The organism is Wolbachia endosymbiont (group A) of Nomada flava, from assembly GCF_964027055.1.
GTDB lineage: Bacteria > Pseudomonadota > Alphaproteobacteria > Rickettsiales > Anaplasmataceae > Wolbachia > Wolbachia pipientis.
Genome location: NZ_OZ034725.1, coordinates 820,627 through 842,829 on the forward strand (window position 1 = coordinate 820,627; position 22,203 = coordinate 842,829).

General features: G+C 34.5%; 35 protein-coding genes, 2 tRNA genes and 1 pseudogene. 2 read left to right on the plus strand and 36 right to left on the minus strand.

Annotated features, from left to right (window positions below):
• The first annotated feature begins 82 nt into the window (after nt 1–82).
• Both fabG and AAGD70_RS04250 read left to right on the plus strand, forming a co-directional pair.
• Complete coding sequence (fabG, locus tag AAGD70_RS04245; protein WP_065094549.1) at nt 83–817, plus strand: 3-oxoacyl-[acyl-carrier-protein] reductase; 735 nt, start codon at nt 83–85, stop codon at nt 815–817.
• A gap of 95 nt (nt 818–912) precedes the next feature.
• Nucleotides 913–1,242 carry a TrbC/VirB2 family protein gene (locus tag AAGD70_RS04250; protein ID WP_065094548.1) on the plus strand — a complete coding sequence of 110 codons (330 nt, stop codon included), beginning with the start codon at nt 913–915 and terminating at the stop codon, nt 1,240–1,242.
• A gap of 27 nt (nt 1,243–1,269) precedes the next feature.
• Here AAGD70_RS04250 and AAGD70_RS04255 read toward each other — a convergent pair whose 3' ends face one another.
• The 36 genes and pseudogenes from AAGD70_RS04255 to carA all read right to left on the minus strand — a co-directional run bounded on the left by AAGD70_RS04255 (nt 1,270) and on the right by carA (nt 22,094).
• Nucleotides 1,270–2,550 carry a M48 family metalloprotease gene (locus tag AAGD70_RS04255; RefSeq protein WP_065094547.1) on the minus strand — a complete coding sequence of 427 codons (1,281 nt, stop codon included), beginning with the start codon at nt 2,548–2,550 and terminating at the stop codon, nt 1,270–1,272.
• 71 nt (nt 2,551–2,621) lie between these two features.
• Nucleotides 2,622–3,266, minus strand: coding sequence for a 3,4-dihydroxy-2-butanone-4-phosphate synthase (gene ribB / locus AAGD70_RS04260; RefSeq protein WP_007549343.1), 645 nt, complete (start codon nt 3,264–3,266; stop codon nt 2,622–2,624).
• A gap of 6 nt (nt 3,267–3,272) precedes the next feature.
• The gene (gene greA / locus AAGD70_RS04265) at nt 3,273–3,767 is read right to left on the minus strand and encodes a transcription elongation factor GreA (protein ID WP_065094546.1); all 495 of its coding nucleotides are present in this window, start codon (nt 3,765–3,767) and stop codon (nt 3,273–3,275) included.
• A gap of 9 nt (nt 3,768–3,776) precedes the next feature.
• Entirely contained in the window at nt 3,777–5,318 is a 1,542-nt protein-coding gene (gene atpA / locus AAGD70_RS04270; RefSeq protein ID WP_065094545.1) for a F0F1 ATP synthase subunit alpha, read from the minus strand.
• Nucleotides 5,315–5,875, minus strand: coding sequence for an ATP synthase F1 subunit delta (gene atpH / locus AAGD70_RS04275; protein WP_010962742.1), 561 nt, complete (start codon nt 5,873–5,875; stop codon nt 5,315–5,317). Before atpH ends, atpA begins: the two co-directional genes overlap by 4 nt.
• A 41-nt stretch (nt 5,876–5,916) precedes the next feature.
• Nucleotides 5,917–6,243: pseudogene (locus tag AAGD70_RS04280) on the minus strand (YraN family protein); the annotation flags it as partial.
• Nucleotides 6,244–6,273: 30 nt separating this feature from the next.
• Complete coding sequence (gene rplQ, locus AAGD70_RS04285) at nt 6,274–6,702, minus strand: 50S ribosomal protein L17 (protein WP_007550873.1); 429 nt, start codon at nt 6,700–6,702, stop codon at nt 6,274–6,276.
• Between the two features lie 7 nt (nt 6,703–6,709).
• A complete protein-coding gene (locus AAGD70_RS04290) occupies nt 6,710–7,777 on the minus strand; it encodes a DNA-directed RNA polymerase subunit alpha (protein WP_065094544.1) in 1,068 nt (355 codons plus the stop codon).
• 21 nt (nt 7,778–7,798) lie between these two features.
• A complete protein-coding gene (gene rpsK / locus AAGD70_RS04295) occupies nt 7,799–8,185 on the minus strand; it encodes a 30S ribosomal protein S11 (protein ID WP_065094543.1) in 387 nt (128 codons plus the stop codon).
• Between the two features lie 24 nt (nt 8,186–8,209).
• Complete coding sequence (gene rpsM / locus AAGD70_RS04300) at nt 8,210–8,578, minus strand: 30S ribosomal protein S13 (RefSeq protein WP_010962745.1); 369 nt, start codon at nt 8,576–8,578, stop codon at nt 8,210–8,212.
• A 59-nt stretch (nt 8,579–8,637) separates the two neighbouring features.
• Nucleotides 8,638–9,279: an adenylate kinase family protein gene (locus tag AAGD70_RS04305; RefSeq protein WP_007550178.1), complete on the minus strand. Its 642-nt coding sequence runs from the start codon at nt 9,277–9,279 to the stop codon at nt 8,638–8,640.
• Complete coding sequence (secY, locus tag AAGD70_RS04310) at nt 9,276–10,604, minus strand: preprotein translocase subunit SecY (protein WP_065095309.1); 1,329 nt, start codon at nt 10,602–10,604, stop codon at nt 9,276–9,278. Before secY ends, AAGD70_RS04305 begins: the two co-directional genes overlap by 4 nt.
• A 3-nt stretch (nt 10,605–10,607) precedes the next feature.
• Nucleotides 10,608–11,078, minus strand: coding sequence for a 50S ribosomal protein L15 (gene rplO, locus AAGD70_RS04315; RefSeq protein WP_006279863.1), 471 nt, complete (start codon nt 11,076–11,078; stop codon nt 10,608–10,610).
• A 3-nt stretch (nt 11,079–11,081) separates the two neighbouring features.
• Complete coding sequence (rpsE, locus tag AAGD70_RS04320) at nt 11,082–11,594, minus strand: 30S ribosomal protein S5 (protein ID WP_010962748.1); 513 nt, start codon at nt 11,592–11,594, stop codon at nt 11,082–11,084.
• A gap of 12 nt (nt 11,595–11,606) precedes the next feature.
• On the minus strand, nt 11,607–11,978 hold the full coding sequence (gene rplR / locus AAGD70_RS04325) for a 50S ribosomal protein L18 (RefSeq protein WP_065094541.1): 372 nt from the start codon (nt 11,976–11,978) through the stop codon (nt 11,607–11,609).
• A 5-nt stretch (nt 11,979–11,983) separates the two neighbouring features.
• A complete protein-coding gene (gene rplF / locus AAGD70_RS04330; RefSeq protein ID WP_007551152.1) occupies nt 11,984–12,529 on the minus strand; it encodes a 50S ribosomal protein L6 in 546 nt (181 codons plus the stop codon).
• 16 nt (nt 12,530–12,545) lie between these two features.
• Nucleotides 12,546–12,941 (minus strand): 30S ribosomal protein S8, encoded by a 396-nt coding sequence (gene rpsH / locus AAGD70_RS04335; protein WP_007551150.1) that lies wholly within the window; start codon nt 12,939–12,941, stop codon nt 12,546–12,548.
• Nucleotides 12,942–12,962: 21 nt separating this feature from the next.
• The gene (gene rpsN, locus AAGD70_RS04340) at nt 12,963–13,271 is read right to left on the minus strand and encodes a 30S ribosomal protein S14 (RefSeq protein WP_006279345.1); all 309 of its coding nucleotides are present in this window, start codon (nt 13,269–13,271) and stop codon (nt 12,963–12,965) included.
• A gap of 16 nt (nt 13,272–13,287) precedes the next feature.
• A complete protein-coding gene (rplE, locus tag AAGD70_RS04345; RefSeq protein WP_064124652.1) occupies nt 13,288–13,821 on the minus strand; it encodes a 50S ribosomal protein L5 in 534 nt (177 codons plus the stop codon).
• Nucleotides 13,822–13,827: 6 nt separating this feature from the next.
• Nucleotides 13,828–14,145 (minus strand): 50S ribosomal protein L24, encoded by a 318-nt coding sequence (gene rplX / locus AAGD70_RS04350; RefSeq protein ID WP_065095310.1) that lies wholly within the window; start codon nt 14,143–14,145, stop codon nt 13,828–13,830.
• Nucleotides 14,145–14,504, minus strand: coding sequence for a 50S ribosomal protein L14 (rplN, locus tag AAGD70_RS04355; protein WP_006279348.1), 360 nt, complete (start codon nt 14,502–14,504; stop codon nt 14,145–14,147). Before rplN ends, rplX begins: the two co-directional genes overlap by 1 nt.
• 13 nt (nt 14,505–14,517) lie before the next feature.
• Nucleotides 14,518–14,754 carry a 30S ribosomal protein S17 gene (gene rpsQ, locus AAGD70_RS04360; protein WP_064124649.1) on the minus strand — a complete coding sequence of 79 codons (237 nt, stop codon included), beginning with the start codon at nt 14,752–14,754 and terminating at the stop codon, nt 14,518–14,520.
• Complete coding sequence (gene rpmC, locus AAGD70_RS04365) at nt 14,747–14,950, minus strand: 50S ribosomal protein L29 (RefSeq protein WP_064124648.1); 204 nt, start codon at nt 14,948–14,950, stop codon at nt 14,747–14,749. Before rpmC ends, rpsQ begins: the two co-directional genes overlap by 8 nt.
• 11 nt (nt 14,951–14,961) lie before the next feature.
• The gene (gene rplP / locus AAGD70_RS04370) at nt 14,962–15,375 is read right to left on the minus strand and encodes a 50S ribosomal protein L16 (RefSeq protein ID WP_065094539.1); all 414 of its coding nucleotides are present in this window, start codon (nt 15,373–15,375) and stop codon (nt 14,962–14,964) included.
• A gap of 14 nt (nt 15,376–15,389) precedes the next feature.
• Nucleotides 15,390–16,004, minus strand: a complete 615-nt coding sequence (gene rpsC / locus AAGD70_RS04375; protein ID WP_010962753.1) for a 30S ribosomal protein S3 — start codon at nt 16,002–16,004, stop codon at nt 15,390–15,392.
• A gap of 39 nt (nt 16,005–16,043) precedes the next feature.
• Nucleotides 16,044–16,391 (minus strand): 50S ribosomal protein L22, encoded by a 348-nt coding sequence (gene rplV / locus AAGD70_RS04380; protein WP_007549821.1) that lies wholly within the window; start codon nt 16,389–16,391, stop codon nt 16,044–16,046.
• Between the two features lie 5 nt (nt 16,392–16,396).
• Complete coding sequence (gene rpsS / locus AAGD70_RS04385; protein ID WP_006279181.1) at nt 16,397–16,681, minus strand: 30S ribosomal protein S19; 285 nt, start codon at nt 16,679–16,681, stop codon at nt 16,397–16,399.
• Between the two features lie 3 nt (nt 16,682–16,684).
• Nucleotides 16,685–17,509 carry a 50S ribosomal protein L2 gene (gene rplB, locus AAGD70_RS04390; RefSeq protein ID WP_012673181.1) on the minus strand — a complete coding sequence of 275 codons (825 nt, stop codon included), beginning with the start codon at nt 17,507–17,509 and terminating at the stop codon, nt 16,685–16,687.
• A gap of 1 nt (nt 17,510) precedes the next feature.
• Nucleotides 17,511–17,798, minus strand: coding sequence for a 50S ribosomal protein L23 (locus tag AAGD70_RS04395; RefSeq protein ID WP_065094538.1), 288 nt, complete (start codon nt 17,796–17,798; stop codon nt 17,511–17,513).
• A complete protein-coding gene (gene rplD, locus AAGD70_RS04400; protein ID WP_065094537.1) occupies nt 17,795–18,409 on the minus strand; it encodes a 50S ribosomal protein L4 in 615 nt (204 codons plus the stop codon). Before rplD ends, AAGD70_RS04395 begins: the two co-directional genes overlap by 4 nt.
• A gap of 2 nt (nt 18,410–18,411) precedes the next feature.
• A complete protein-coding gene (gene rplC / locus AAGD70_RS04405) occupies nt 18,412–19,134 on the minus strand; it encodes a 50S ribosomal protein L3 (protein ID WP_065094536.1) in 723 nt (240 codons plus the stop codon).
• Nucleotides 19,135–19,143: 9 nt separating this feature from the next.
• Nucleotides 19,144–19,464 carry a 30S ribosomal protein S10 gene (rpsJ, locus tag AAGD70_RS04410; protein WP_065094535.1) on the minus strand — a complete coding sequence of 107 codons (321 nt, stop codon included), beginning with the start codon at nt 19,462–19,464 and terminating at the stop codon, nt 19,144–19,146.
• 14 nt (nt 19,465–19,478) lie between these two features.
• A complete protein-coding gene (tuf, locus tag AAGD70_RS04415; protein ID WP_341814063.1) occupies nt 19,479–20,651 on the minus strand; it encodes an elongation factor Tu in 1,173 nt (390 codons plus the stop codon).
• A gap of 78 nt (nt 20,652–20,729) precedes the next feature.
• Nucleotides 20,730–20,800: transfer RNA gene (locus AAGD70_RS04420), tRNA-Gly, on the minus strand.
• 4 nt (nt 20,801–20,804) lie between these two features.
• Nucleotides 20,805–20,887: transfer RNA gene (locus tag AAGD70_RS04425), tRNA-Tyr, on the minus strand.
• Nucleotides 20,888–21,002: 115 nt separating this feature from the next.
• Nucleotides 21,003–22,094 (minus strand): glutamine-hydrolyzing carbamoyl-phosphate synthase small subunit, encoded by a 1,092-nt coding sequence (carA, locus tag AAGD70_RS04430; RefSeq protein WP_065095447.1) that lies wholly within the window; start codon nt 22,092–22,094, stop codon nt 21,003–21,005.
• Nucleotides 22,095–22,203 lie beyond the last annotated feature (109 nt).

Below are 22,203 nucleotides of genomic sequence, written 5' to 3' on the forward strand. Positions count from 1 at the left end.
ATCTGAGTTACTTATATTATGTAAGAAATCTATTGCCAACTAGTCAATATTCTGTTAGGAATTAAGATAATATAAAGTTATTATGTTTGGATTGGAAAGCAGAAAGTTCCTGATCACTGGCGCATCAGGCGGAATAGGGCAAGCAATTGTAAAAATTATGCACAAAGCCGGAGCAACTTTATGTATTTCTGGCACAAAAAAAGAAGTGCTCGAAGAAGTTGCTAAACAATATGAAAAAAACATGCATGTACTCCCTTGTGATTTATCAAATGCTGAGGAAGTAAATCAACTAATAAATAGAGCAAGTGAGCTGATGGAAGGCTTTGACGGGCTCGTATGCAATGCGGGTATTACGCGAGACAGTTTATTATTGAGAATGACAGATGAAGCATGGCAAAAAGTAATTGATATTAACTTGAGCTCTACATTTAAGCTGAGTAGAGAAGCATGCAGAAAACTAATTAAGAATAATTGGGGAAGAATTATAAATATTTCCTCAATAATAGGGCTGACAGGAAACGCCGGGCAAGCAAATTATGCGGCGTCTAAAGCTGGAATAATAGCTATGAGCAAATCTATAGCAAAAGAAGTTGCAAGTCGTAATATAACAGTAAATTGTATTGCTCCTGGGTTTATAGATACTAAAATGACTGAAGTTTTAAATGAAGTGCAAAAGGGAAAAATATTAGATAATATTCCAATGAAAAGAATGGGAACAGGGGAAGAAATAGCAGCAGGGGTCTTATTTTTAGCAAGTGATGAAGCAAAATATATAACAGGGCATGTGCTTAACATTAATGGTGGGTTATTTATGTAGCAACACTTATGTATGGACAAATTATAATTTTTACTTTAAAACAAAAATATGTGTAGGTTTAGGTTTACGTTAATTTATTATTTAGAGGCAAAAAAATGAGCTCTATAATGGAATTTTTTAGTGTTTTTTGCGTAGTATTGCTTTTCTCTTTCTCAGGTTATGCAGCTGACCCTGATATGGATGACACAACTAAAGTAATATGCAATATTATTGGTTATGTTTGGGGGATAGGCGGTCCACTTATGACGGTAGTAATAATTGGTGCAGCTTTGCTTGCAATATTTGGCAGGATGCCGTGGCCAGCCCTCTTTGCTCTTGGCGTGTTCTGTGGTGTATTTTTTGGCGCTAAAACTATCATAACGAAAATTATGCCCAACGTAAGCGATGAAGCAAAAACTATGTTGGAAAAGTGTGGACAAAAATAATCCAAAAAGTGCAGAAATGCTTTTTTGTTATCCATTAAACCGCTTCATATCTTCAACTTGCAACAAATAAGGGCTATCTTTTGGTAGAGTTTTAACAGCTAGCTCAGCATATTTTGTAAATTGCTTTAAATCACCTTCAATACAAGCCTTTTTTGTCAAGGCAAAATAATGCATTGCCGTATCAGCTTCACATTTATATGCAATGCTTAAATATTTCCAGACAAAAGCGTTATTTGGTTCTACATTCAAAATCTGCTCCAGGTAAAAAATCGCCTTTTTTGCATCACCGTGTAATAATAAAGTATGAGATAATGCAAGTTTCACTAAATAACTGTTTTTCTCAGATAAATACCTAAGCGATTCCTCATACATTTTTATTGCTTCACTTAAATTTCCGGCCTTGTATAGCATTTCTGCTTTTAATTCATATAGGTATGGATCACTGTGTGACTCTTGAATCAATGAATTAACTTTAGCAATAGCCTCTTCTATCTTTCCTTGCCTATAGCAAACTATAGCATTTACATACTCAGAATTATTTTCATATTTATTAGATAACACATGAATAGGAGCAAAGAAAGAGTCTAGCTTGGCAACCACACGCTCAAACTTTAGTAACTTATCCGCAAAAATTGGTTTTACGTTGTTTTTAACCTTATAATTTTGTACAGCAAATATACGTTTCTCACTAAGTGGGTGAGTGCGGAAATATTCCTCGGTGTTCTCATGCTCAATACTTTTAAAATAATCAAAAATCTCTTTCATACCTGAATTATCATAGCCAGATTCATCAAGATACCTTAAAGCATAGCTATCTGCTACACTTTCTTGCTCTTGAGAATAGTTAAAAAATAGCCTTGAACTAAACGCTACACCACTAAGCAAAATTGCACCAGCAACCTGAGGGTTAATGATAATACTAGAAACTAATCCTACCATATAACTAATCATTGCTATCGATTGAAAATAACCCATAGCACTACTCATTTGCAATATATGACCAGCAGATATGTGAGCAATCTCATGTGCTAATATACCAAGCAGGACATAAGGTTTAGCCGAATATTGTAAAAGTCCTAAATGAATGAAAATACTGTTATTGTTAATTACAAAAGCATTAATCGAATTGTCATTAATTATAAAAACTTTTATTTGCTCATGATCAATATCCGCAGCAGAAAATAAAGGTTGCGCTAGCTCTTTCACTATTGCTTCCACTTCACTATCTCTAATAATGTTAATAGAGTAAGCATTATTATAATATGCAAAAAAGAACAATAAGGTCAAAAACTTAGCAACTCTAAACATGAAAATTCTGTGCTTGTATAATTTATAGAAATTCTATATTTTAACACTTAAATTATACAAATTTATAAACGCTAGTTTAAATTTTTAACGTAACTGATAAGTTTGTCGATGGTAGTTAACTTAATTTTATGTTGTTCAGCAAATTTAAGTAACTGAGGTAAGCGCATCATAGAGCCATCATCATTCACTAATTCACAAATAACTGCTGAATGATCAAACCCTACTAACTTCGCCATTTCAACACTCGCTTCAGTATGACCAGCACGTTGTGCCACCCCACCTTTATGTGCAATTACAGGAAAAACATGACCTGGAGTTATGATGTCATCCTGAGTACCATCCTTGTTGATAGCAGCATGTATAGTTTTCGTTCTATCCTCTGCTGAAACACCGGTTGTAATGCCATAACGTGCATCAATTGATGTAGTAAATGCGGTATGATTTTCACCAATATTTTTCTTTTCCATGAAATTAAGGCCCAACCTTTTCATGTGAAATTTAGTCATTGCTAAGCAAACAACCCCTGTACCGTACCTAACCATAAAAGCCATATGTTCCGGCTTTATTTTCTCAGCTAAGACAATCAAATCGCCTTCATTTTCTCTATTTTCATCATCAACTAAAATGAATAATTTACCGGAACGAGCATCCTCTAATACATCTTCCACAGAAGAAATACCTGGTAGACTCATTGAAGCATAAGTGGCCTGTACCATAATAATTTACTTAAATTCAATCTTAACTATTTTATACAATTTCTCTCCATTTGGCACTGTCACTTCCACATATTCACCGACTTTTTTGCCGATTAAGGCACTCCCAAGTGGTGAACTAGTAGATATTAACTGCTTTGAAACATCAGCTTCATATTCGCCTACAACCTTATAAACATATTCCACTTCACCGTTATTATCACTTAACATGCTTAATGTCACAATTGCACCAAACATTACTGAATCACCAGACAAATTTTTTACTTCTATTACTTCCGCATGTGAGAGCTTACTTTCTATCTCCATTATACGGCCTTCAATAAAACCTAACCTTTCCCGTGCTGCATGATACTCTGCGTTTTCAGACAAATCACCTTGATCACGAGCATCAGAAATAGCCTGTATCACAGAAGGTTTTTCTTCCTTTAATTTTTCAAGTTCGGCTTGCATATTCTCAAAACCTTCACTCGTTATAGGAAATTTATTAATAATGGATGAAGCCATAATCACCACCTAAACGCAATTAAATTGAGTAACGAAATTACTCACAATGTTAAAAATATCACCTTTTATATCATCACTCATGTCATTTGACAACTTTTTTAAAACCCCAGGATGCACAGTATGAAAATAATTAATAAGATCATGTTCAAATTTATTAATGTAACTTATTTGTATTTTACTTAACTGATTATATAGGTTAGAAAAAATATACATCAGCACTACTTGCTCTTCTATTGACATAGATAAATGTTGTTTTTGCTTTAATAACTCGACAAGATATTTACCCTTATTCAAGGATAATTGAACACTAGCATCAAGATCAGAACCAAATTTTGCGAAATCTTCTAATTCTCTATACTGAGCTAAGCTTAGCTTTATAGAACCAGCAACTTTCTTCACAGACTTTAGTTGTGCAGCAGAACCAACCCGTGAAACTGACAAACCTATATTTACTGCAGGTCGAAATCCTTTATAAAATAATTCAGACTCAAGAAAGATCTGCCCATCGGTAATTGAAATAACATTTGTTGGCACATATGCAGATACATCACCAGCTTGAGTTTCGACAATTGGCAAAGCAGTTAAAGAACCCTGCCCTTTTTTATCAGACATTTTAGCAGCTCTTTCAAGCAAGCGAGAATGTACATAGAATATATCTCCAGGGTAAGCTTCACGACCAGGAGGACGTCTGAGCAATAAAGACATCTGCCTATATGCCACAGCATGCTTAGATAAATCATCATATATAATCAAACAATGCATTCCTTTGTCACGGAAAAATTCCCCAATAGTGCAACCAGCATAAGGTGCTAAAAATTGCATAGGCGCGCAGTCAGATGCACTAGCCACAACTACAGTTGTATACTCTAATGCTCCGCTTTCTTTCAGCTTATTTACCACTTTTGCTACTGTTGAAATTTTTTGCCCAATAGCAACATAAACACAGTAAACTTTTTGATTTTCGTTTACCTCATCGTTAATCTTCTTCTGATTGATAATAGTATCAAGCGCAATAGTAGTTTTACCAATTTGTCTATCACCAATAATTAATTCACGCTGCCCTCTACCTATTGGAATTAGCAAATCTATAATTTTAATTCCTGTTTGCAGTGGCTCATGCACAGACTTACGATCAATAATGCCTGGCGCTTTAGATTCTATATCCATTCTGTTTTTGGCTCTAATTTCCCCACCGTCGTCCATAGGATGGCCCAACGCATTTACAACTCTCCCTAACAATTCATGCCCTACAGGCACCTGCACAACATCACCACTACATTTTACAACGTCCCCTTCTTTCACATCACGGTCATTACCAAGCACAACTATTCCAGCCGTATCATGATCTAAATCGAGAACTATTCCTTCTACACCACTTGCAAAAAATACCTTTTCACCGAATTTTGCTTTTTCCAGCCCATAAACCAATGCGATACCATCTGTTACTGAAATTACTTCACCTATATTTTCCCGCTTTATAGGATTATCAAACGTCTCAACTTTTTCCCTTATTACACTTGCTATCTCAGAAACATTCATACTGTTCTTCATACAAAATTCCTTACTTTTAATATTTCCATTTTACTTAAGTCAACTAACCTATCCAAGTAACTTTTTAGCGAAGCATCGATCAAATTAAAACCATACCTAACTACGAAGCCACCTAGTATAGAAGGGTCAACCACATTGCTTACTTTTATTATTTTACCAAGAAAGCTCAAAGATTCAGTAATTATTTTTATATCAGATTCCTTTAAAGTTTCTGCTGACTTTATAGTAATTTCGAATTCATTTTCATTTTCTCTTGCAAGACTTAAGAATTTTTCTAATATAAGGATCAATAAACTAGAGCGTTTATTTGCAAATATAACCATAATAAATTTTACTAAATTCTCACTCAAGTGCTCATTTATAGAAAGCATCACTTCTTTTTTGTGTGCAAAAGAAATCATAGGATGAGATAGGTACACAAAAACATCACGTTGATCCTTAAAAAAAGCCAACAAAAATTCTACTTCTTTCCTTATAATACCTAACCTGCTTCCTGAGACATGAAATAGCACTCTAGCGTAAGATGAAACTAAATTATTGTATTGGGTCTTTTTCATATTAAATCCAGTAAATCTAAATTAATTCAGCTACAAATCTTTCATTCTTCAATCCAAGCATTTTTTATATAAACAGGTCTTCTCTTTAAGGAAAGAAAATATAAATCATATCTGACTGAATAATCTAAAAAACTAAGGTTTTTACTTAAGAAATACTTAGAAGAATTTATAATAGACTGACATTGAAGATGAGATATCGGTATTTCTTTTCCAAGTAAACTTGTTTTAACTTCTATAAAAATCAGCTCCTTTTTTTTAGATACAATTAAGTCAATTTCACCGAACTTGCAACGGTAACGGCGTTTTATAACATTATACCATTTCAGTTTTAAATATACTAAAACTAATAACTCGCCAAAGTAACCTACTTACCACAAGAAGAACAATTATGATAACAATTAACTTTGTGTAACTACTTTGCCTCCTTCTTTATTTTTACTATAAACCTTACCTCTTGCTGCAATATCCCTATCAACCAGTTCTATCACTGCCATTGAAGCGCAATCACCCTTTCGAGTGCTAAATTTTATTATTCTAGAATACCCACCTTTACGATCTTGATAACGGCTGGCTAAGACGTTTAATAACTTATCAACTGCTAACTTACTATTATGAAGGCGTGAAAGCAAAAGTCTTCTACCATGTAAAGTATTCTTATTCTTAGCAATTGTAATAAACTTTTCGACATATGGACGAAGTTCCTTAGCTTTTGGTAAAGTAGTTACAATCTGCTCATGGTTAATTAATGAGATAGATAGATTCTTTAACGTCGATAATCTATGTTCAGTACAACGAGATAGTTTACGTTTTTTTATTCCATGTTTCATATATCACCTAATCTTCATCAGTATGTTGTTTAGCCAACTCATCTATATCCTTAGGTGGCCAGTTTAGCACATTCATACCCAAAGACAAGCCAAAATTAGTCAAAACTGCCTTAATCTCATTCAAAGACTTTCTGCCAAAATTAGCAGTTCTTAACATTTCACCTTCTGTCTTTTGCACAAGATCACCTATATAAGTGATGTTTTCGTTTTTCAGACAGTTATGAGACCTGACAGATAATTCCATTTCATCTACCTTACGCAATAAGACAGGGTCATAACCCAAATCTTTAGCACCACTAGACGAAGAAACCTGCGATTTTTTATAACTTACATCAGAACTAATAAAGGGCTGAAGTTGCTCCTGTAATATTCTTGCAGCAGAGTCAACAGCTTGACTCGGAGAAATTGTACCATCAGTTTCAATTGACAATATCAGCTTATCCTTATCAGTCACTTGGCCAACACGACTGTTCTCTACCCTGTACGAAACCCTGTTGACAGGGCTATACAAAGCATTAACTGGAATAAAACCAATTAAATCCTGTTCACTCATAAGCTTCAAAAGTTCATTTTCTTTATATTTAGTTACAAGAAGATAACCTTTTCCGCTAGCCACATATATGGTCATGTTAAGCTCCACATTTTGCCCCAGCGTACATATTAACAAATCTTTATTAACAATAGAGCATTGATCATCAGTTTCTATCATCCCAGCTAATACCTGGCAAGGCCCTTTAGCGTTTAAATTTAAGCATTTATTAGAAGCACCATTTAATTTACACCTCAACATACCCATATTTAATACTATATCAGTTACGTCTTCTCTCACCCCTTGAATTGAAGTGAACTCATGAGTTACACCTTCAATTTTTATTCCATAAACAGCACTACCTTTAAGAGAAGATAACATTACACGTCTTAATGCATTACCTAATGTTAAAGCAAAACCACTTTCCAACGGTTCTAGCACTATATCACTTTTTTCACTTGAATCATCTGATATTACCTTAACTGAACTAGGTTTAATCAATTTATCTAAATTGCTACAGAGAGAAACATCATTATTATAATACATAAAACAACCTTTTCAAATATCCTATACTCTTCTTTTTTTTCTTAACCTGCACCCATTATGAGGAATTGCGGTTTTATCTGCAATTGAAGTCACAGTCAACCCACAGCTCTGAAGTGCTTTAACCGCAGCTTCGGTACCAAAGCCAGGACCGCGAATTATTACAGAGACAACCTTCATACCAAATCTCTCCATTGCGTTCTTTGCAGCAGACTCCGCAGCCTTACCTGCAGCATAAGGTGTGGATTTTCTCGAACCTGAAAAACCACATGCACCCACAGAAGTTTGACATAGCGTATTACCATGAACGTCAGTTACATTTACAAAAGTATTATTAAAAGTTGCACGAATATGGACAACACCAGTAATAAACTCCTTCTTACTCTTACCAACCGTTTTGACTTTTTTCATTAAAACTCACAATAATAATAAATTTTATTTTTTCCCAGCAATAGGCAACCGAGATCTACCTTTACGAGTCTTAGCATTAGTATGAGTCCTTTGCCCTCTCACAGGTAAACCTTTTCTATGTCTCACCCCTCTATAGCATCCCATTTCCACTAAAGATTTTATGTTCATAGCCACTTCTTTTCTGAGCTCACCTTCTATAACATAATTTTGTCTAATGAAACCGCTGATCTTTTCTATATCTTCATCTCGTAATTCTGAAACACGTTTGCGCTTATCAACTTCGCAAGCGTGACAAATTACATTCGCAGTAGCAATACCTATACCATATATATAAGTTAATGCAAAAGGAACACATTTCCTCACTGGAATATTTATGCCTGCAATACGTGCCACTGGTACCTCGATACTTTATTAATAACAACTCTTAATTTATACCATAAAACAACTCAGAGTCAAACCAAATTACAAGAAATTTTACTTTCAATCTCTTGCGTTACCTCATCAACACTCAAATTAGCGTCAATTGTTAATAATTTGCCTTTATAATACTCGCGTAAACCTTTCATTTGAAGGTGATATTCACTTATTCTCTTATTAATTGCAGACATATCAGCATCATCAATTCTTTTCTCTAACCTCGTACTTTTACATTTAGCACAAGTAGTACTCTTAAAAGAAGATACACTATATATGCTTTTACAGTCCAAACACGCGAGACGATTTTTTAACCTATCGATTGCAATATTATCGTCAAGCTGCAGCTCAACTACAATGTCAACATCCCTATTATATTTTTCTTGCAAAACTTGAGTCAAAAAATGAGCCTGGTTTAAATTTCTCGGAAAACCATCTAATAAGCAATTATCATCCACTAATGCAAGCTGGTCACGTAATAATCCACATATAATTTCATCTTGAATTAAATTACCAGATTCCACGGTACCCTTTATTTTTTTACCTAACTCACTACTGCTAGATATAATATTCCTTAATAAATCCCCTACTGAAATTAATTTTAAATTATATTTTGCTATTAACAAGCTTGACTGAGTACCTTTACCAGAACCTGGAGGACCAAAAATCGTAATGATCATCTTACTTTCCTCGTTTTAGACTCATATTTCTTTATCCAGTTGTCGTACCTATTTGAAAAAATATAAGATTGTATTTGCATAATAGTATCAGTAATAACGTTCACTATAATCAGTAAGCTCGTCCCACCAAAAATAAATGGTATATCATAATAATATCTCATAACTTCAGGTACAGTACATATGACTACCAAATACGCAGAGCCAATGAATGTCAACTTAAAAACTATATCTTGAAGGTAATCAGAAGTATGTTTCCCAGGCCTTCTACCAGGTATAAAACCACCATTTTTTTTAAGAAAATCTGCGTTTTCCTCTGGATTAAATATAAAATTGGTATAGAAAAAATTAAAAAATACTATCAGCACCAAATAGGCTACAATATATACTACTTTATTTGCCATAAAGTAATTCAAAATAAAATCAGAAAAAGCGTGCCCCTTATAGAAATTTGCAATTGAAATAGGTGTCAATAAAATTGCATTAGCAAAAATGGTTGGTACTACACCAGATAAATTAATCTTCAATGGAATATAAGTAAAATCGTCATTATGTAATCTTTTAAATTGCTTTTTAGGATGTTGAACAATAACCTTTCTATAAGAAGACTCTACAAAAATGACTAAGAGTAGCAGCAAAAAAAACAATACCAAAACAAAAAGGATAATAAATAACGATACGCTACTGTTTTTATTTAACGTTAACAAAGATGACAAAGCGCTGTGTAACTCTGATATTATACCCGTGAAAATGATTAATGAGATACCATTGCCTATACCGCTAGCGCTGATTCGTTCACCAAGCCATATTAAAAGCATAGTTCCACCTAAAAGGCTGAAAACACCTATTGTACGAAACATAACACCAGGTTCGATTACAACCAATACCCCTTCCCTATTCATCCCTTCCAATCCAACCAAAATTGGAATTGATTGAAATACACAAATTACTATGGTCAGATAGCGTATATAAGAATTCATCTTTCTACGGCCTGACTCTCCATCATTCTTAACTTCCTTCATTCCTTTAATCGCAGAAGAAAGTAACTGAATAATGATAGAAGCCATTATATATGGCATAACGTTCAATGCTAGAATTGTCATTCTAGCCAATGCACCACCAGAAAATAAATTAAATACTCCAAAAACGCCTGAGCCATCTTTGGGAAATATATCATTAATTACATCAAGATTAATTCCAGGAATAGGCACATAAGTACCCAAGCGATAGCAAATTAAAGCTATTAGCGTAAAAAATATACGCTTTAATAAATCGCCTTTATATAACAACGTAGGATCCAAGCTATTAAATGCTGATTTATTGCCCATGACTTACGATAGTATTTCCACACTACCACCAACTGAAGCTACAGATTTTTTTGCAGCTTCTGACGCAAAATCAACATGAAACACAAATTTTTCGCTCAACTTACCTTTATTAAGAAGTTTAATTTTATCCTTAATAGACTTTATAAAACCTAATTTATACAGCCTCTCCTTATCTATAACAGAGTCTTTCACTATTTTTTTAGCTTCCATTAAGCGCTGTATATCGCCAACATTAATTATAGAGTATATGCTCCTACGTATAGGCTTAAAACCTCTTTTAGGCAAACGAGTATATATAGACTGTTGTCCACCCTCAAAACCATTTATAGAAACTCCACTTCTAGCCTTCTGCCCTTTATGCCCTCTACCGGATGTTTTACCTTTACCACAACCGATACCTCTACCCAGCAACTTAGGCTTCTTTTTCTTAGATAATTTAGTAAATATAGAGTTTAATTTTACAGCATTATTCATACTTTACCTGTTTCCAACTATCTCGCTAATCTTTTTGCCTCTTTTGCTTGCTACCTGACGAGGAGATAACATACTATCAAAAGCCTTAAACACCGCACATATAACGTTATGAGGATTATTTGATCTAGTGGATTTAGCTACCACATCCTTTATACCTAACACCTCAAAAACTGATCTAATCGCTCCACCAGCAATAATACCTGTTCCGGCTCTTGCGGTTCTTAAAACTATCTCACCAGAACAAAATTTAGCTTTAATATCATGATGCAAAGTTCTACCTTCACGCAAGTACACTCTAATCATTGATTTCTTTGCAGCATTTACAGCTTTGACTCTTGCTTCAGCAACTTCTGCGTGCTTACCTATTCCACACCCTACCCTACCCTTCTCATCGCCAACAACAACCAAAATTGAAAATGAAAATCTTCTACCACCTTTGGTAACCGTTGTCACTCTTCGTACCGAAACTAAAAGCTCTGATAAATCATTATTATTTTGTAAATTCTTTATAGCCATATTCAAAACCTTCTAAAATTCAAATCCAGAACTTCTTAAAGCCTCAGCAAATTGAGAAACTAATCCTGTGTATTTATACGCTCCACGATCAAACGTAAGCTGCTGCTCTAATTTCATGCCAGACAGACGCTCAACCATTAAAGAAGAAACCTGTTTTATAGTTTCAGCGTTGACTTTCCCTTTACATACATCCTTAATTTTAGCATCCAAAGTAGAAGCTGAAGTGAGAGTTATTCCTTTTACATCATTAATTAACTGGACATAAAAATGCCTATTAGATTTAAATATGGATATACGTAAACGTTCAGCGCTCTTGTCAAGCTTCGCTCCATTACGTAACTTCCTTTTTTCAGAATTACTTAAAAAATTATACGATCTTTTCATTTTTATTACTTCTTTTTACTTACAACCTTACGCAGCATAAATTTGCCTTTTATTACAACACCCTTACCTTTATAAGGATCATATTTTCTAATTTTGCATATATCAGACGCCACCATATAGACCTTCTGCTTATCCATACCACTAACTACTAAGTGAGTTGGCTTTATGCACTTAATCTCAACATCTTTAGGCACTTTATATTTAACATTATGGCTATAACCAAGATACAAAGTCAAATACTTACCATCACACTCTGCCTTATATCCCACACCGTTAATCTCAAGATTAACAGAAAAACCATCAACCATGCCGTTAATGATATTATTAATATTACTCCTATAAGTGCCCCACATAGGCTTTATTTTATCATAATTATCTTTATCTTGATCAACAGAAAGCAATAGCTGATTATCAATAATCTGACACACAACATCCCTGATCAAGCTAACTTCCTTTTCAGCCTTAGCACTCTTTATTAACATACTACCATTATTATATTCAACTGAAACACCAGCAGGAATATTGATAGGAGCAGCACCTATACGAGACATGAATTTCTCCTATTATTTAAAACACACGACACAAAACTTCTCCACCAACCTTTAACTTATGTGCATTATAATCAGTCATCACTCCTTTGGGTGTCGATATAATAAAAATACCAAGACCATTATATGCTTTAGAAATGTCCTTATACTTAGAATAACGACGACAACCAGGCTTTGACACCCTAACTATGTCACTAATTACAGGTGACTTCTCATAATACTTCAATTTTACAATGAAAGAAGGTAAATTATCTACAACTTGCTTTTCATAATCAAGGATATACCCTTCCTCTTTTAAAATCTCCAATATAGAAGAATTCATCTTAGAAAATAGTACCCTTGTTGCCCTATGCATTGCCAATTGAGCATTACGTATCCTTGTTAAAAAATCACCAATACTATCAGATAACGCCACAATATACTCCTTATATTATATTTACCAACTAGACTTTGTAACTCCTGGAATTTGCCCAAAAGAACATAAATCACGCAAAACAATTCTACATAAACCAAATTTTCTATATACTCCTCTTGGTCTCCCAGTTAAAGCACACCTATTTCTAATTTTGGTTTTAGAAGAATTTCTAGGCAATTTTTTAATTAATTTATTTTGAGCTGTAAACCTTTCTACAATAGACAAATTCTTATTATTTATTATAGATTTCAATTTTTCTCTTTTTTCTTTATATTGATCGCACAACTTTATTCTGCGAAGATTTCTTTCTATCATAGATTTTTTTGCCATATATTTCTCCTCTTAATTAATCAAAAAAAGGAAATTTAAGAGCCAGTAATAATTCCTTTGCTTCCTTATCACTAACTGCACTTGTTATAATATTAATATCCATACCTCTAATTTTACTTATTTTATCATAGTCTATTTCTAAAAACGAGATATGTTCCTTTATACCAAAGGAAAAATTACCATTACCGTCAAATTGCTTCACACTAAATCCTCTAAAATCTTTTTCCCTTGGCAAAGCAATATATATCAATCTTTCTAAAAACTCATACATTTTATCTCTACGCAAAGTTACTTTGCAACCTACTGTAGCACCTTTTCTGATCTTGAAGCCAGAAATAGATTTTTTTGCAAAAGTTGATAAAGGCTTCTGCCCAGCAATCAAATATAGGCTATCAAGTGGTTCATTTATTGCTTTACTATCTGTAGCAGCATCTCCAACGCCCATATTGATACACACCTTGACAAGTTTAGGCACTTGCATTATATTGCCGTAATTAAACTTATCCTTTAAGGACTTTACTACGCTATCTTTATATAATTCTTTAAACATATCAACCTAATCTATCACTTCTCCAGAAACTTTTGCAAAACGCACTTTTCTACCGTCTATAACCTTAAACCCCACTTTAGTTGGAGTTTTATATTTAGGGTCCAATGTTGCAACGTTGGATATATCAATAGCTAACTCTTTATTTAATATACCACCACTACTACCAGCTTTTGGTTTAGTATGTCTCTTATGCACATTCACTCCAGAAACAATTACTTTCTTTTTAGCATCACGTGCTATAACTTTGATTACCTTACCAATTTTTCCCTTATCTCTACCAGTTAAAACTATAACGTCGTCACCACTTTTTATTTTAGCACTCATTATAAAACCTCAACAGCTAATGACATTATCTTCATAAAAGAACCAGATGATAACTTTTTTACCGGACCAAACACCCGAGTGCCAAGTGGTTCACCTTGATCATTAATCAAAACTACAGCATTGCTAGAAAAACGAATTACAGAACCATCAGATTTTCTAATAGGGCTTTTCACCCTCACCACAACTGCTCTATATACTTTTCCCTTCTCAACCTTCCCTCTTGGAGTAATAGATTTAGTAGATACAATAACTGTGTCACCTATAGATGCAGATTTTCTACCACCCAATAAACCAATACAAAGCACTGCACGCGCACCAGAATTATCAGCTACTTCCAATAATGTATTTTTTTGAATCATGTAAATATCCTATTCAATGTGAGCTATTAACAACAACCCATTTTTTAGTAGTAGAAATAGGCTTGTGTTCTTGTATTAAAACCTTGTCCCCTTCTTTACAACTATTATTCTCATCATGTGCTGTATACTTCTTGTATTTTTTTATAACCTTTTTATACAGCTCATCCTTATACACTTGTAATACCGAAACCTTTACAGTCTTATCACACTCAGCCTTAGTTACAGTACCACAAAAAACCTTTTTAGGCATTCTTTTCCTCTCTTCTTCTTTTATTTAATGTAGTTAGAATACGAGCTATGCTCTTTTTTATTAAGCTAAAACGCGAAATATTGTTGCACTGGCCCAGCTTTTTTTGAAAAACCAAATTAACAAACTCTTTTCTCAAATTCACAAGAATTTCATGCAATTCTTGCGAGGACCTCGATTCAATGTCAGCTATATCCATTGCAACTCCATTTAATTATGATTAGATACAAATTTACACTTCATAGGAAGCTTAGCAGTTGCCTTTTCAAGCGCCAATCTTGCTAAATGCATGGGAACATCACTGCTAATTTCAAACAACATTCTACCGGGCTTAGCTTTAAATACCCAAAACTCAACACTACCTTTCCCTTTACCCATACGCACATCCGCCGGCTTTTTACTAACAGGGGTATCAGGAAAAATTCTTATCCACACTTTACCAGAGCGTTTTAATGTTCTAGATATTACACGCCTTGCAGTTTCAATATGCTTAGATTGAATCCTACCTACTTCTATAGCCTTTAGACCATAATCTCCAAAAGATAATGTGCTACCACCTTTCGTGTTACCCTTAATTCGTCCTTTAAATACTTTTTTATATTTACTTTTTTTAGGAACAAACATTTCAATATACCTAATTAGTTACCAATATAAACCCAGACCTTAACTCCTATGATGCCATATATAGTTTTTGCTTCAGCAAAAGCATAATCTATATTAGCACGTAAAGTATGCAAAGGCAAACGGCCTTCTTTATACCACTCAGTACGAGCTATCTCAGCTCCGCCAAGGCGCCCAGAACAACTTACTTTAATACCTCTAGCACCCATCCTCAAACAACTTTGAATAGCTTTTTTCATCGCTCTTCTAAATGAAACCCTTTTTTCTAACTGCTGTGCAATGCTGTTTGATATTAAAACTGCATCTATTTCAGACCTTTTAACCCCTACTACATTCACTTCCACATTATTTTTTACTTTTTCAGCTATCTTTTGCTTTATCTTCTCAATATCCGAGCCTTTCTTACCTATTATCACTCCAGGTCTAGAAGAATGTATTATTACAGATACCAAATCGATCGTACGCTCTATAATTACTTTAGAAACACCAGCATGCTTAAAAGATTCATTTATATAACTGCGAATAGATAAATCTTGATGCAACCCTTGTTTATAACCCTTCTCAGCATACCAAATAGATGACCAAGTATTAATTATTTTTAACCTAAATCCTTTAGGATTAACGTTTCCCATATTTTTGCACTTTCCTTATTAATTTTCTATTTTTATGAATCATATAATTTCCCCCAATTTTACAGTTATATTACTATAACGTTTACTAACTCTATTAGCTCTACCCATAGCTTTTGGACATACCCTACGCAAAGTAAGAGACTTACCTATTAAAATTTCTTTTATATATAAATTATCGATATCCAATCCATAATTTTGAGCATTAGCAATCGCAGAATTTAATACCTTCCTTATAAGACCTGCAGCTTTCTTTTCACAAAATCTTAATTGCACAGTGGCAAAAGAAACTTTTTTATTACGTACTAAACCAGCAACCAAATTCAATTTACGAGGAGTTGATTTTAAAACCCTAGAACCAGCTTTAACTATTACATCTCTGTTTTTCATATCAATTACCTTCTTGTCGCCTTTTTATCACCACTATGCCCAGTAAATTTACGAGTGGGTGAAAACTCACCAAACTTATGACCTATCATATTCTGATCATTAACATTCACAGGAATGTAATCCTTACCATTATAAACAGCAAATTTTAAACCTAAACAATTAGGAAGAATTACAGAAGCCCTGGAATGAACTTTTATAGCCATGTTAACAAACCCCTTGTTTAAAGCATTATTCACCGACTTTAATATAGAAGGATGACAAAAAGGAGGCTTCCATGCAGATCTACTCATAAACTAACCTTTCAACTGTTTTATATACTTATCACTAGATTTATTTCTCTTCCGAGTTTTCTTTCCTTTTGTTGCAACACCCCAAGGAGTAACAGGATGACGACCACCAGAGGTTTTTCCTTCCCCGCCCCCATGAGGATGGTCAACCGGATTCATTGCAACTCCACGTACAGTAGGTCTAATCCCAAGCCACCTACTTCTCCCAGCTTTACCCAACTTTCTATTCTTATGGTCAGGGTTAGATACTACACCAATAGTAGCCTTGCAAGAAGATAAAATCAACCTAATTTGACCAGACCTGAGTCGTAATAAAACATATTGGCCATCACGACCAACGATTTGTGCATAACAACCAGCAGCTCTAGCAATCGCAGCACCATTACCTGGCTTCAGCTCAACATTATGAACGAAAGAACCAACAGGTATATGCTTGAGTAGCAAACAATTCCCTGGCAAAATATCAGCATCATTCCCAGCTGTAACAACATCACCTGGCTTCATACCTTGAGGAGCTAATATATAAGACTTAATATCATCTTCCTTATATGATATTAACGCCAAAAACCCACTTCTATTTGGGTCATACTCTATTTTTTCAACTATACCTTGACCACTTCTATTACGCTTAAAATCTATCACTCTATACTTCTTTTTGTGACCACCACCCCTATGACGAGTTGTAATTCTACCATGATTATTTCTTCCACCACTGGACTTTTTACCAGATGTAAGAGACTTTTCTGGCTCATCTTTTGATAAACCAACTTTACTTACTAACACAGTCCCACGAGAAGACGGAGTAACAGGATTAAAAAATTTCATACCCATATTAAACGCTCATTATATCTAATTTTTGACCATCCATCAAAGAAAAATAAACTTTCTTTTTCTGTTTTTCACAACCAATCACACCCCTAAAACGCCTATATTTAGGCTTAACTCTAACAACATTTATAGAAGAAATTTTAACATCAAATAGAGACTCTATTGCCAACTTTATTTGACGCTTATTTACATTTACAAAAACATACAAAGAATATTTATTAAACTTCTCCCTCAAAAAAGAGGCCTTTTCTGTAATTATAGGAGATTTTATTATATTATTATATTTGATCATAACAATCTACCTTCAAGATGCTTTAAAGTATCCTTTGTCAACATCACGCATTCGTGATTCAATATATCAAAAACATTTAACCCAATAGGTTTGATTAAGTCTACATAGTGCAAGTTTTTAGCCGCACGCAACAAATCATCTCCATAATCACCAACTATCAAAAAGGAAGAAAATTTAAAATTTTTAATACATTTACACACTTCAGACGTTTTCTTCACATCAATATTTAAATTATCCAGAATAATTACTTGATTATTTAAATACTTTAGAGATAAAGCAATTTTTAAACCAAATTTGCGTACCTTCTTATTAAGAGAATAACTATGACTCCTCACAACAGGGCCAAAAATAACCCCACCACCTCTAAATTGAGGAGATCGCAAGCTCCCTTGTCTTGCCCTACCGGTACGTTTTTGACCATAAGGTTTAGCTGTTGTACCAGAGACATCACTGATACCTTTTGTTTTATGAGTACCAGCTCTTCTCTTCGCTAATTGCCATCTCACTATATCATGCAAAATACTCAATTTTTGCTTAGCAGAAAATATCAAAGGATTGAGCTGAGCAGTACCTACATTATTATTAGATAGATTAACTAAATTACATTCCATAACTAACTTACCAAATTACTAGCATCATCATTTACATCTAACAGCAGACCTACCGGAAAAGGAACATCTTTATGTAAAGATTTTTTAACTGCATCTCTTACAAAAACATAGGAATTTTTAAACCCAGGAACATTATTACCCTTCACAGCAATTATACTATTTTCATGATCAATGGATAATATCTTCATATTTTGTGCAGTTATCCTGCTGTTACCTAAATGACCAGCCATTTTCTTTCCTTTGAATACTCTACCAGGATCCTGACATTGGCCAGTGGAACCTTGTGACCTGTGAGCAATAGAAACACCATGAGATGCCCTAAGCCCACTGAAATTATGCCGCTTCATCACACCAGCAAATCCTTTACCTATAGAATAACCCGTAATATCAAGATATTGACCAACCACAAAATGATTGATTTCCACTTTTTTACCACATTCTATTCCCGACAGGTCATTTAATCTACTTTCGTATAACTTACATTTATTATTTATACCCTTTTTCTTTAAATATTCCAACTGAGGTTTTGCTATATTTTTAAAATCTCCTGTGCCTAAAATAACTGAATTATAGCCACATTTATCTTGTCCTTTCATATCAATAATATAAGTTTCGCTGAGATGCAATAAAGTTACAGCCATGCGACTATTGTCAGAATACATAGCAGTATGACCAATATTCATCATTAGTAAACCAATTCTCCTCAGCGAATTTATTCTCTTCATTTCCTTCTCCTAAACCTTAACTTCCTTGACTTTTAAATCCACTTCTACGCCAGCAGAAAAAGATAAACCTGTAAGCATCTGCATCATAGTAGGAGTAAGATCATGTAAAACAATCAAACGCCTAGAAGTTCTTATTTCAAACTGTTCACGAGATTTTTTATCAACGTGAGGAGATCTATTAACAATAAATTTAGAATCTTTTCTTGGCAACGCAATCGGACCAGATAATTTTGCACTGGACCGCTTTAATTCATCAACAAATTTTCGAACACACTCCTCCAACAAAGAACAATCGAAAGCCTTAATGTTAATATATATATCTTGCTTCATCTTAGTTACTACACTCACTCCAAAATTTCAGAAACAACACCAGAACCAACAGTTCTACCGCCTTCTCTTATCGCAAAACGCAATCCCTTATCCATTGCTATCGGTACTTGCAATTCTACTTCTACACTCACATTATCTCCTGGCATTACCATCTCCTTCCCATCTAGTAATTTTATGCTCCCAGTTACATCCGTTGTCCTTAAATAAAACTGTGGCTGGTAATTCGCAAAAAATGGTGTATGCCTTCCTCCTTCCTCTTTCTTTAATATATAAACCTCCGCCTTAAACTTTCTATGCGGCGTTATCGTCCCCGGTTTTGCTAATACTTGCCCTCTCTCCACTTCTTCTCTTTTTGTTCCTCTTAACAATATTCCTACATTGAGTCCTGCACTTCCCTTATCCAGCAACTTCTTAAACATCTCAACCCCTGTGCATATCGTCTTTTGCGTCGCTTGCAGACCTATTATCTCTATCTCTTCTCCCGTCTTTATCTCTCCCTTCTCTATTCTTCCTGTTACCACTGTTCCTCGCCCCGATATCGAAAATACATCTTCGATTGGCAATAAAAATGGTAAATCCACAGGCCTTGGTGGAACCGCCACATATTCATCTAACTTTTCCATCAATTTGTCTATTGATTTTTTTCCATATTCGCTGCTGTCATCCTCCAGCGCCTTGAGTGCTGAACCAACCACAACAGGCACTTCATCCCCTGGAAATCCGTATTTATTCAGCAATTCCCTCACTTCCATTTCCACTAAATCTATCATATCAGCATCAGCAACATCAGCTTTATTTATATACACCACGATATATCCAACACCCACCTGCTTCGCCAGCAATATATGCTCTCTCGTTTGTGGCATTGGCCCATCAACCCCTGACACTACCAATATCGCCGCATCCATCTGTGCTGCACCTACTATCATGTTCTTTACATAGTCAGCATGTCCAGGACAATCAACGTGTGCATAATGCCTTTTTTCCGTCTGATACTCAACATGCGCTGTTGCTATCGTTATCCCCCTCTTCCTTTCTTCTGACGCTTTATCTATCTGATCGTACGCTACAAAATTTCCATAATGCTTCGTTATCGCCGCTGTCAACGTTGTCTTCCCATGATCCACATGTCCTATTGTTCCCACATTTACATGCGGCTTTCCAAATGCTTCCACTATTGCTGTCATAATTTAAACTTTTCTACCTAAAATACAAATACATCAATAAATAATATGTTGATTTTATAAAAATACAACAAAAAAAAGAGCGGATAGTGGGAATCGAACCCACGTCACTAGCTTGGAAGGCTAGAGCTCTACCATTGAGCTATACCCGCACAATGGAGGAGGTAGGATTCGAACCTACGTACGCTCACGCGGACAGATTTACAGTCTGTTACCTTTAACCACTCGGTCACTCCTCCACAAAAATTTGTTAAGAGAACGCTATTTTAGTACCTTAACTCAAGCTTTTATTGTATTTAAATACTAAACACCTAAAATTAAAAAATCAAGCAATAAAACCTACCTTGATTAAAATCATGCAGATTTCATTTTATATAACGCAATATTATCAATAAAATGCTTAAATAGATAATGCGAATCATGCGTACCTGGCGCTTCTTCTGGATGGTATTGCACAGAAAAGACTGGGTAATCCTCCATCATTATTCCCTCTACACTATTATCAAATAGAGAAATGTGAGTAATTTCAACATTCCTTGGAAGAGAAGCTGAATCAACAACAAAACCATGATTTTGGCTAGTGATCTCAACTTTTCCACTAATTACATCATAAACTGGATGGTTACTCCCTCGGTGACCTATATCCATCTTGATGGTCTTTGCCCCCAAAGTAATCGCAAGTAATTGATGGCCCATGCATATGCCAAAAATTGGTATTTTAGATTTTATAATAATGTCTATTTCTGAAACTACACTTTTTCCTATTTCTTGCGGATCACCAGGACCATTTGAAAGCACTATACCATCTGGATTCATACTCAACACTTTTTGAGCAAAACCTGTGCTTGGTCTGATTAATTCAACTGTACAACCAAGTTCTATTAAGCGTGAAACTATACTGATTTTTACGCCAAAATCAACGATTACAACCCTATATTTTGCATTAAGGTCACTTTTAAAATTACTATGCAAGCTAACTTTATTGGTTATTTCTATCCCATTTACAGATTTGTATTCCTTCAATTTGTCCAACGCATGCGTCTCGCTTAACGGGCATATCATTCCATTTTGAGACCCATGTTCTCTCAAATGTCTCGTTAAAGCTCTAGTATCAACTCCTGATATCCCAATCACGTTATTTTTCTCTAACCAATCATTTAAACTGATATATGAAGAAGGGTGGGACATAGAAGAAAGTTCACGCATAACCACACCACTTGCAAAAATTTTCTCTCCTTCATTATCCTTATGGTTTATTCCAACGTTACCAATATGAGGAAAAGTGAACGTTATAATTTGATCGGCAAAAGAAGGATCAGTTATAGTATGCTGATAACCGGTCATACCAGTGGTAAAACAGACCTCACCTATGCATTTGCCTTTTTTACCTACTGATTTTCCCCAAAAGCACTTGCCATCTTGTAAAATTAAAACTGCGTCCTGCACTTCATTATCTATTTAATTGATTCAAAACAGTATACAAGAATTTCAAATAATACGTAACTCTTTCTAAAATTCCAAATTTAACCACGAGGCGGCGAAGAACAATATGAAA

Excerpts from the sequence above, each read along its gene's own strand:
- fabG (WP_065094549.1), top strand. The coding sequence starts at position 83 with ATGTTTGGATTGGAAAGCAGAAAGTTCCTGATCACTGGCGCATCAGGC.
- AAGD70_RS04250 (WP_065094548.1), top strand. The coding sequence starts at position 913 with ATGAGCTCTATAATGGAATTTTTTAGTGTTTTTTGCGTAGTATTGCTT.
- AAGD70_RS04255 (WP_065094547.1), bottom strand. The coding sequence starts at position 2,550 with ATGTTTAGAGTTGCTAAGTTTTTGACCTTATTGTTCTTTTTTGCATAT.
- ribB (WP_007549343.1), bottom strand. The coding sequence starts at position 3,266 with ATGGTACAGGCCACTTATGCTTCAATGAGTCTACCAGGTATTTCTTCT.
- greA (WP_065094546.1), bottom strand. The coding sequence starts at position 3,767 with ATGGCTTCATCCATTATTAATAAATTTCCTATAACGAGTGAAGGTTTT.
- atpA (WP_065094545.1), bottom strand. The coding sequence starts at position 5,318 with ATGAAGAACAGTATGAATGTTTCTGAGATAGCAAGTGTAATAAGGGAA.
- atpH (WP_010962742.1), bottom strand. The coding sequence starts at position 5,875 with ATGAAAAAGACCCAATACAATAATTTAGTTTCATCTTACGCTAGAGTG.
- rplQ (WP_007550873.1), bottom strand. The coding sequence starts at position 6,702 with ATGAAACATGGAATAAAAAAACGTAAACTATCTCGTTGTACTGAACAT.
- AAGD70_RS04290 (WP_065094544.1), bottom strand. The coding sequence starts at position 7,777 with ATGTATTATAATAATGATGTTTCTCTCTGTAGCAATTTAGATAAATTG.
- rpsK (WP_065094543.1), bottom strand. The coding sequence starts at position 8,185 with ATGAAAAAAGTCAAAACGGTTGGTAAGAGTAAGAAGGAGTTTATTACT.
- AAGD70_RS04305 (WP_007550178.1), bottom strand. The coding sequence starts at position 9,279 with ATGATCATTACGATTTTTGGTCCTCCAGGTTCTGGTAAAGGTACTCAG.
- secY (WP_065095309.1), bottom strand. The coding sequence starts at position 10,604 with ATGGGCAATAAATCAGCATTTAATAGCTTGGATCCTACGTTGTTATAT.
- rplO (WP_006279863.1), bottom strand. The coding sequence starts at position 11,078 with ATGAATAATGCTGTAAAATTAAACTCTATATTTACTAAATTATCTAAG.
- rpsE (WP_010962748.1), bottom strand. The coding sequence starts at position 11,594 with ATGGCTATAAAGAATTTACAAAATAATAATGATTTATCAGAGCTTTTA.
- rplR (WP_065094541.1), bottom strand. The coding sequence starts at position 11,978 with ATGAAAAGATCGTATAATTTTTTAAGTAATTCTGAAAAAAGGAAGTTA.
- rplF (WP_007551152.1), bottom strand. The coding sequence starts at position 12,529 with ATGTCTCGTATAGGTGCTGCTCCTATCAATATTCCTGCTGGTGTTTCA.
- rpsN (WP_006279345.1), bottom strand. The coding sequence starts at position 13,271 with ATGGCAAAAAAATCTATGATAGAAAGAAATCTTCGCAGAATAAAGTTG.
- rplE (WP_064124652.1), bottom strand. The coding sequence starts at position 13,821 with ATGTTTAAAGAATTATATAAAGATAGCGTAGTAAAGTCCTTAAAGGAT.
- rplX (WP_065095310.1), bottom strand. The coding sequence starts at position 14,145 with ATGAGTGCTAAAATAAAAAGTGGTGACGACGTTATAGTTTTAACTGGT.
- rplN (WP_006279348.1), bottom strand. The coding sequence starts at position 14,504 with ATGATTCAAAAAAATACATTATTGGAAGTAGCTGATAATTCTGGTGCG.
- rpsQ (WP_064124649.1), bottom strand. The coding sequence starts at position 14,754 with ATGCCTAAAAAGGTTTTTTGTGGTACTGTAACTAAGGCTGAGTGTGAT.
- rpmC (WP_064124648.1), bottom strand. The coding sequence starts at position 14,950 with ATGGATATAGCTGACATTGAATCGAGGTCCTCGCAAGAATTGCATGAA.
- rplP (WP_065094539.1), bottom strand. The coding sequence starts at position 15,375 with ATGTTTGTTCCTAAAAAAAGTAAATATAAAAAAGTATTTAAAGGACGA.
- rpsC (WP_010962753.1), bottom strand. The coding sequence starts at position 16,004 with ATGGGAAACGTTAATCCTAAAGGATTTAGGTTAAAAATAATTAATACT.
- rplV (WP_007549821.1), bottom strand. The coding sequence starts at position 16,391 with ATGAAAAACAGAGATGTAATAGTTAAAGCTGGTTCTAGGGTTTTAAAA.
- rpsS (WP_006279181.1), bottom strand. The coding sequence starts at position 16,681 with ATGAGTAGATCTGCATGGAAGCCTCCTTTTTGTCATCCTTCTATATTA.
- rplB (WP_012673181.1), bottom strand. The coding sequence starts at position 17,509 with ATGGGTATGAAATTTTTTAATCCTGTTACTCCGTCTTCTCGTGGGACT.
- AAGD70_RS04395 (WP_065094538.1), bottom strand. The coding sequence starts at position 17,798 with ATGATCAAATATAATAATATAATAAAATCTCCTATAATTACAGAAAAG.
- rplD (WP_065094537.1), bottom strand. The coding sequence starts at position 18,409 with ATGGAATGTAATTTAGTTAATCTATCTAATAATAATGTAGGTACTGCT.
- rplC (WP_065094536.1), bottom strand. The coding sequence starts at position 19,134 with ATGAAGAGAATAAATTCGCTGAGGAGAATTGGTTTACTAATGATGAAT.
- rpsJ (WP_065094535.1), bottom strand. The coding sequence starts at position 19,464 with ATGAAGCAAGATATATATATTAACATTAAGGCTTTCGATTGTTCTTTG.
- tuf (WP_341814063.1), bottom strand. The coding sequence starts at position 20,651 with ATGACAGCAATAGTGGAAGCATTTGGAAAGCCGCATGTAAATGTGGGA.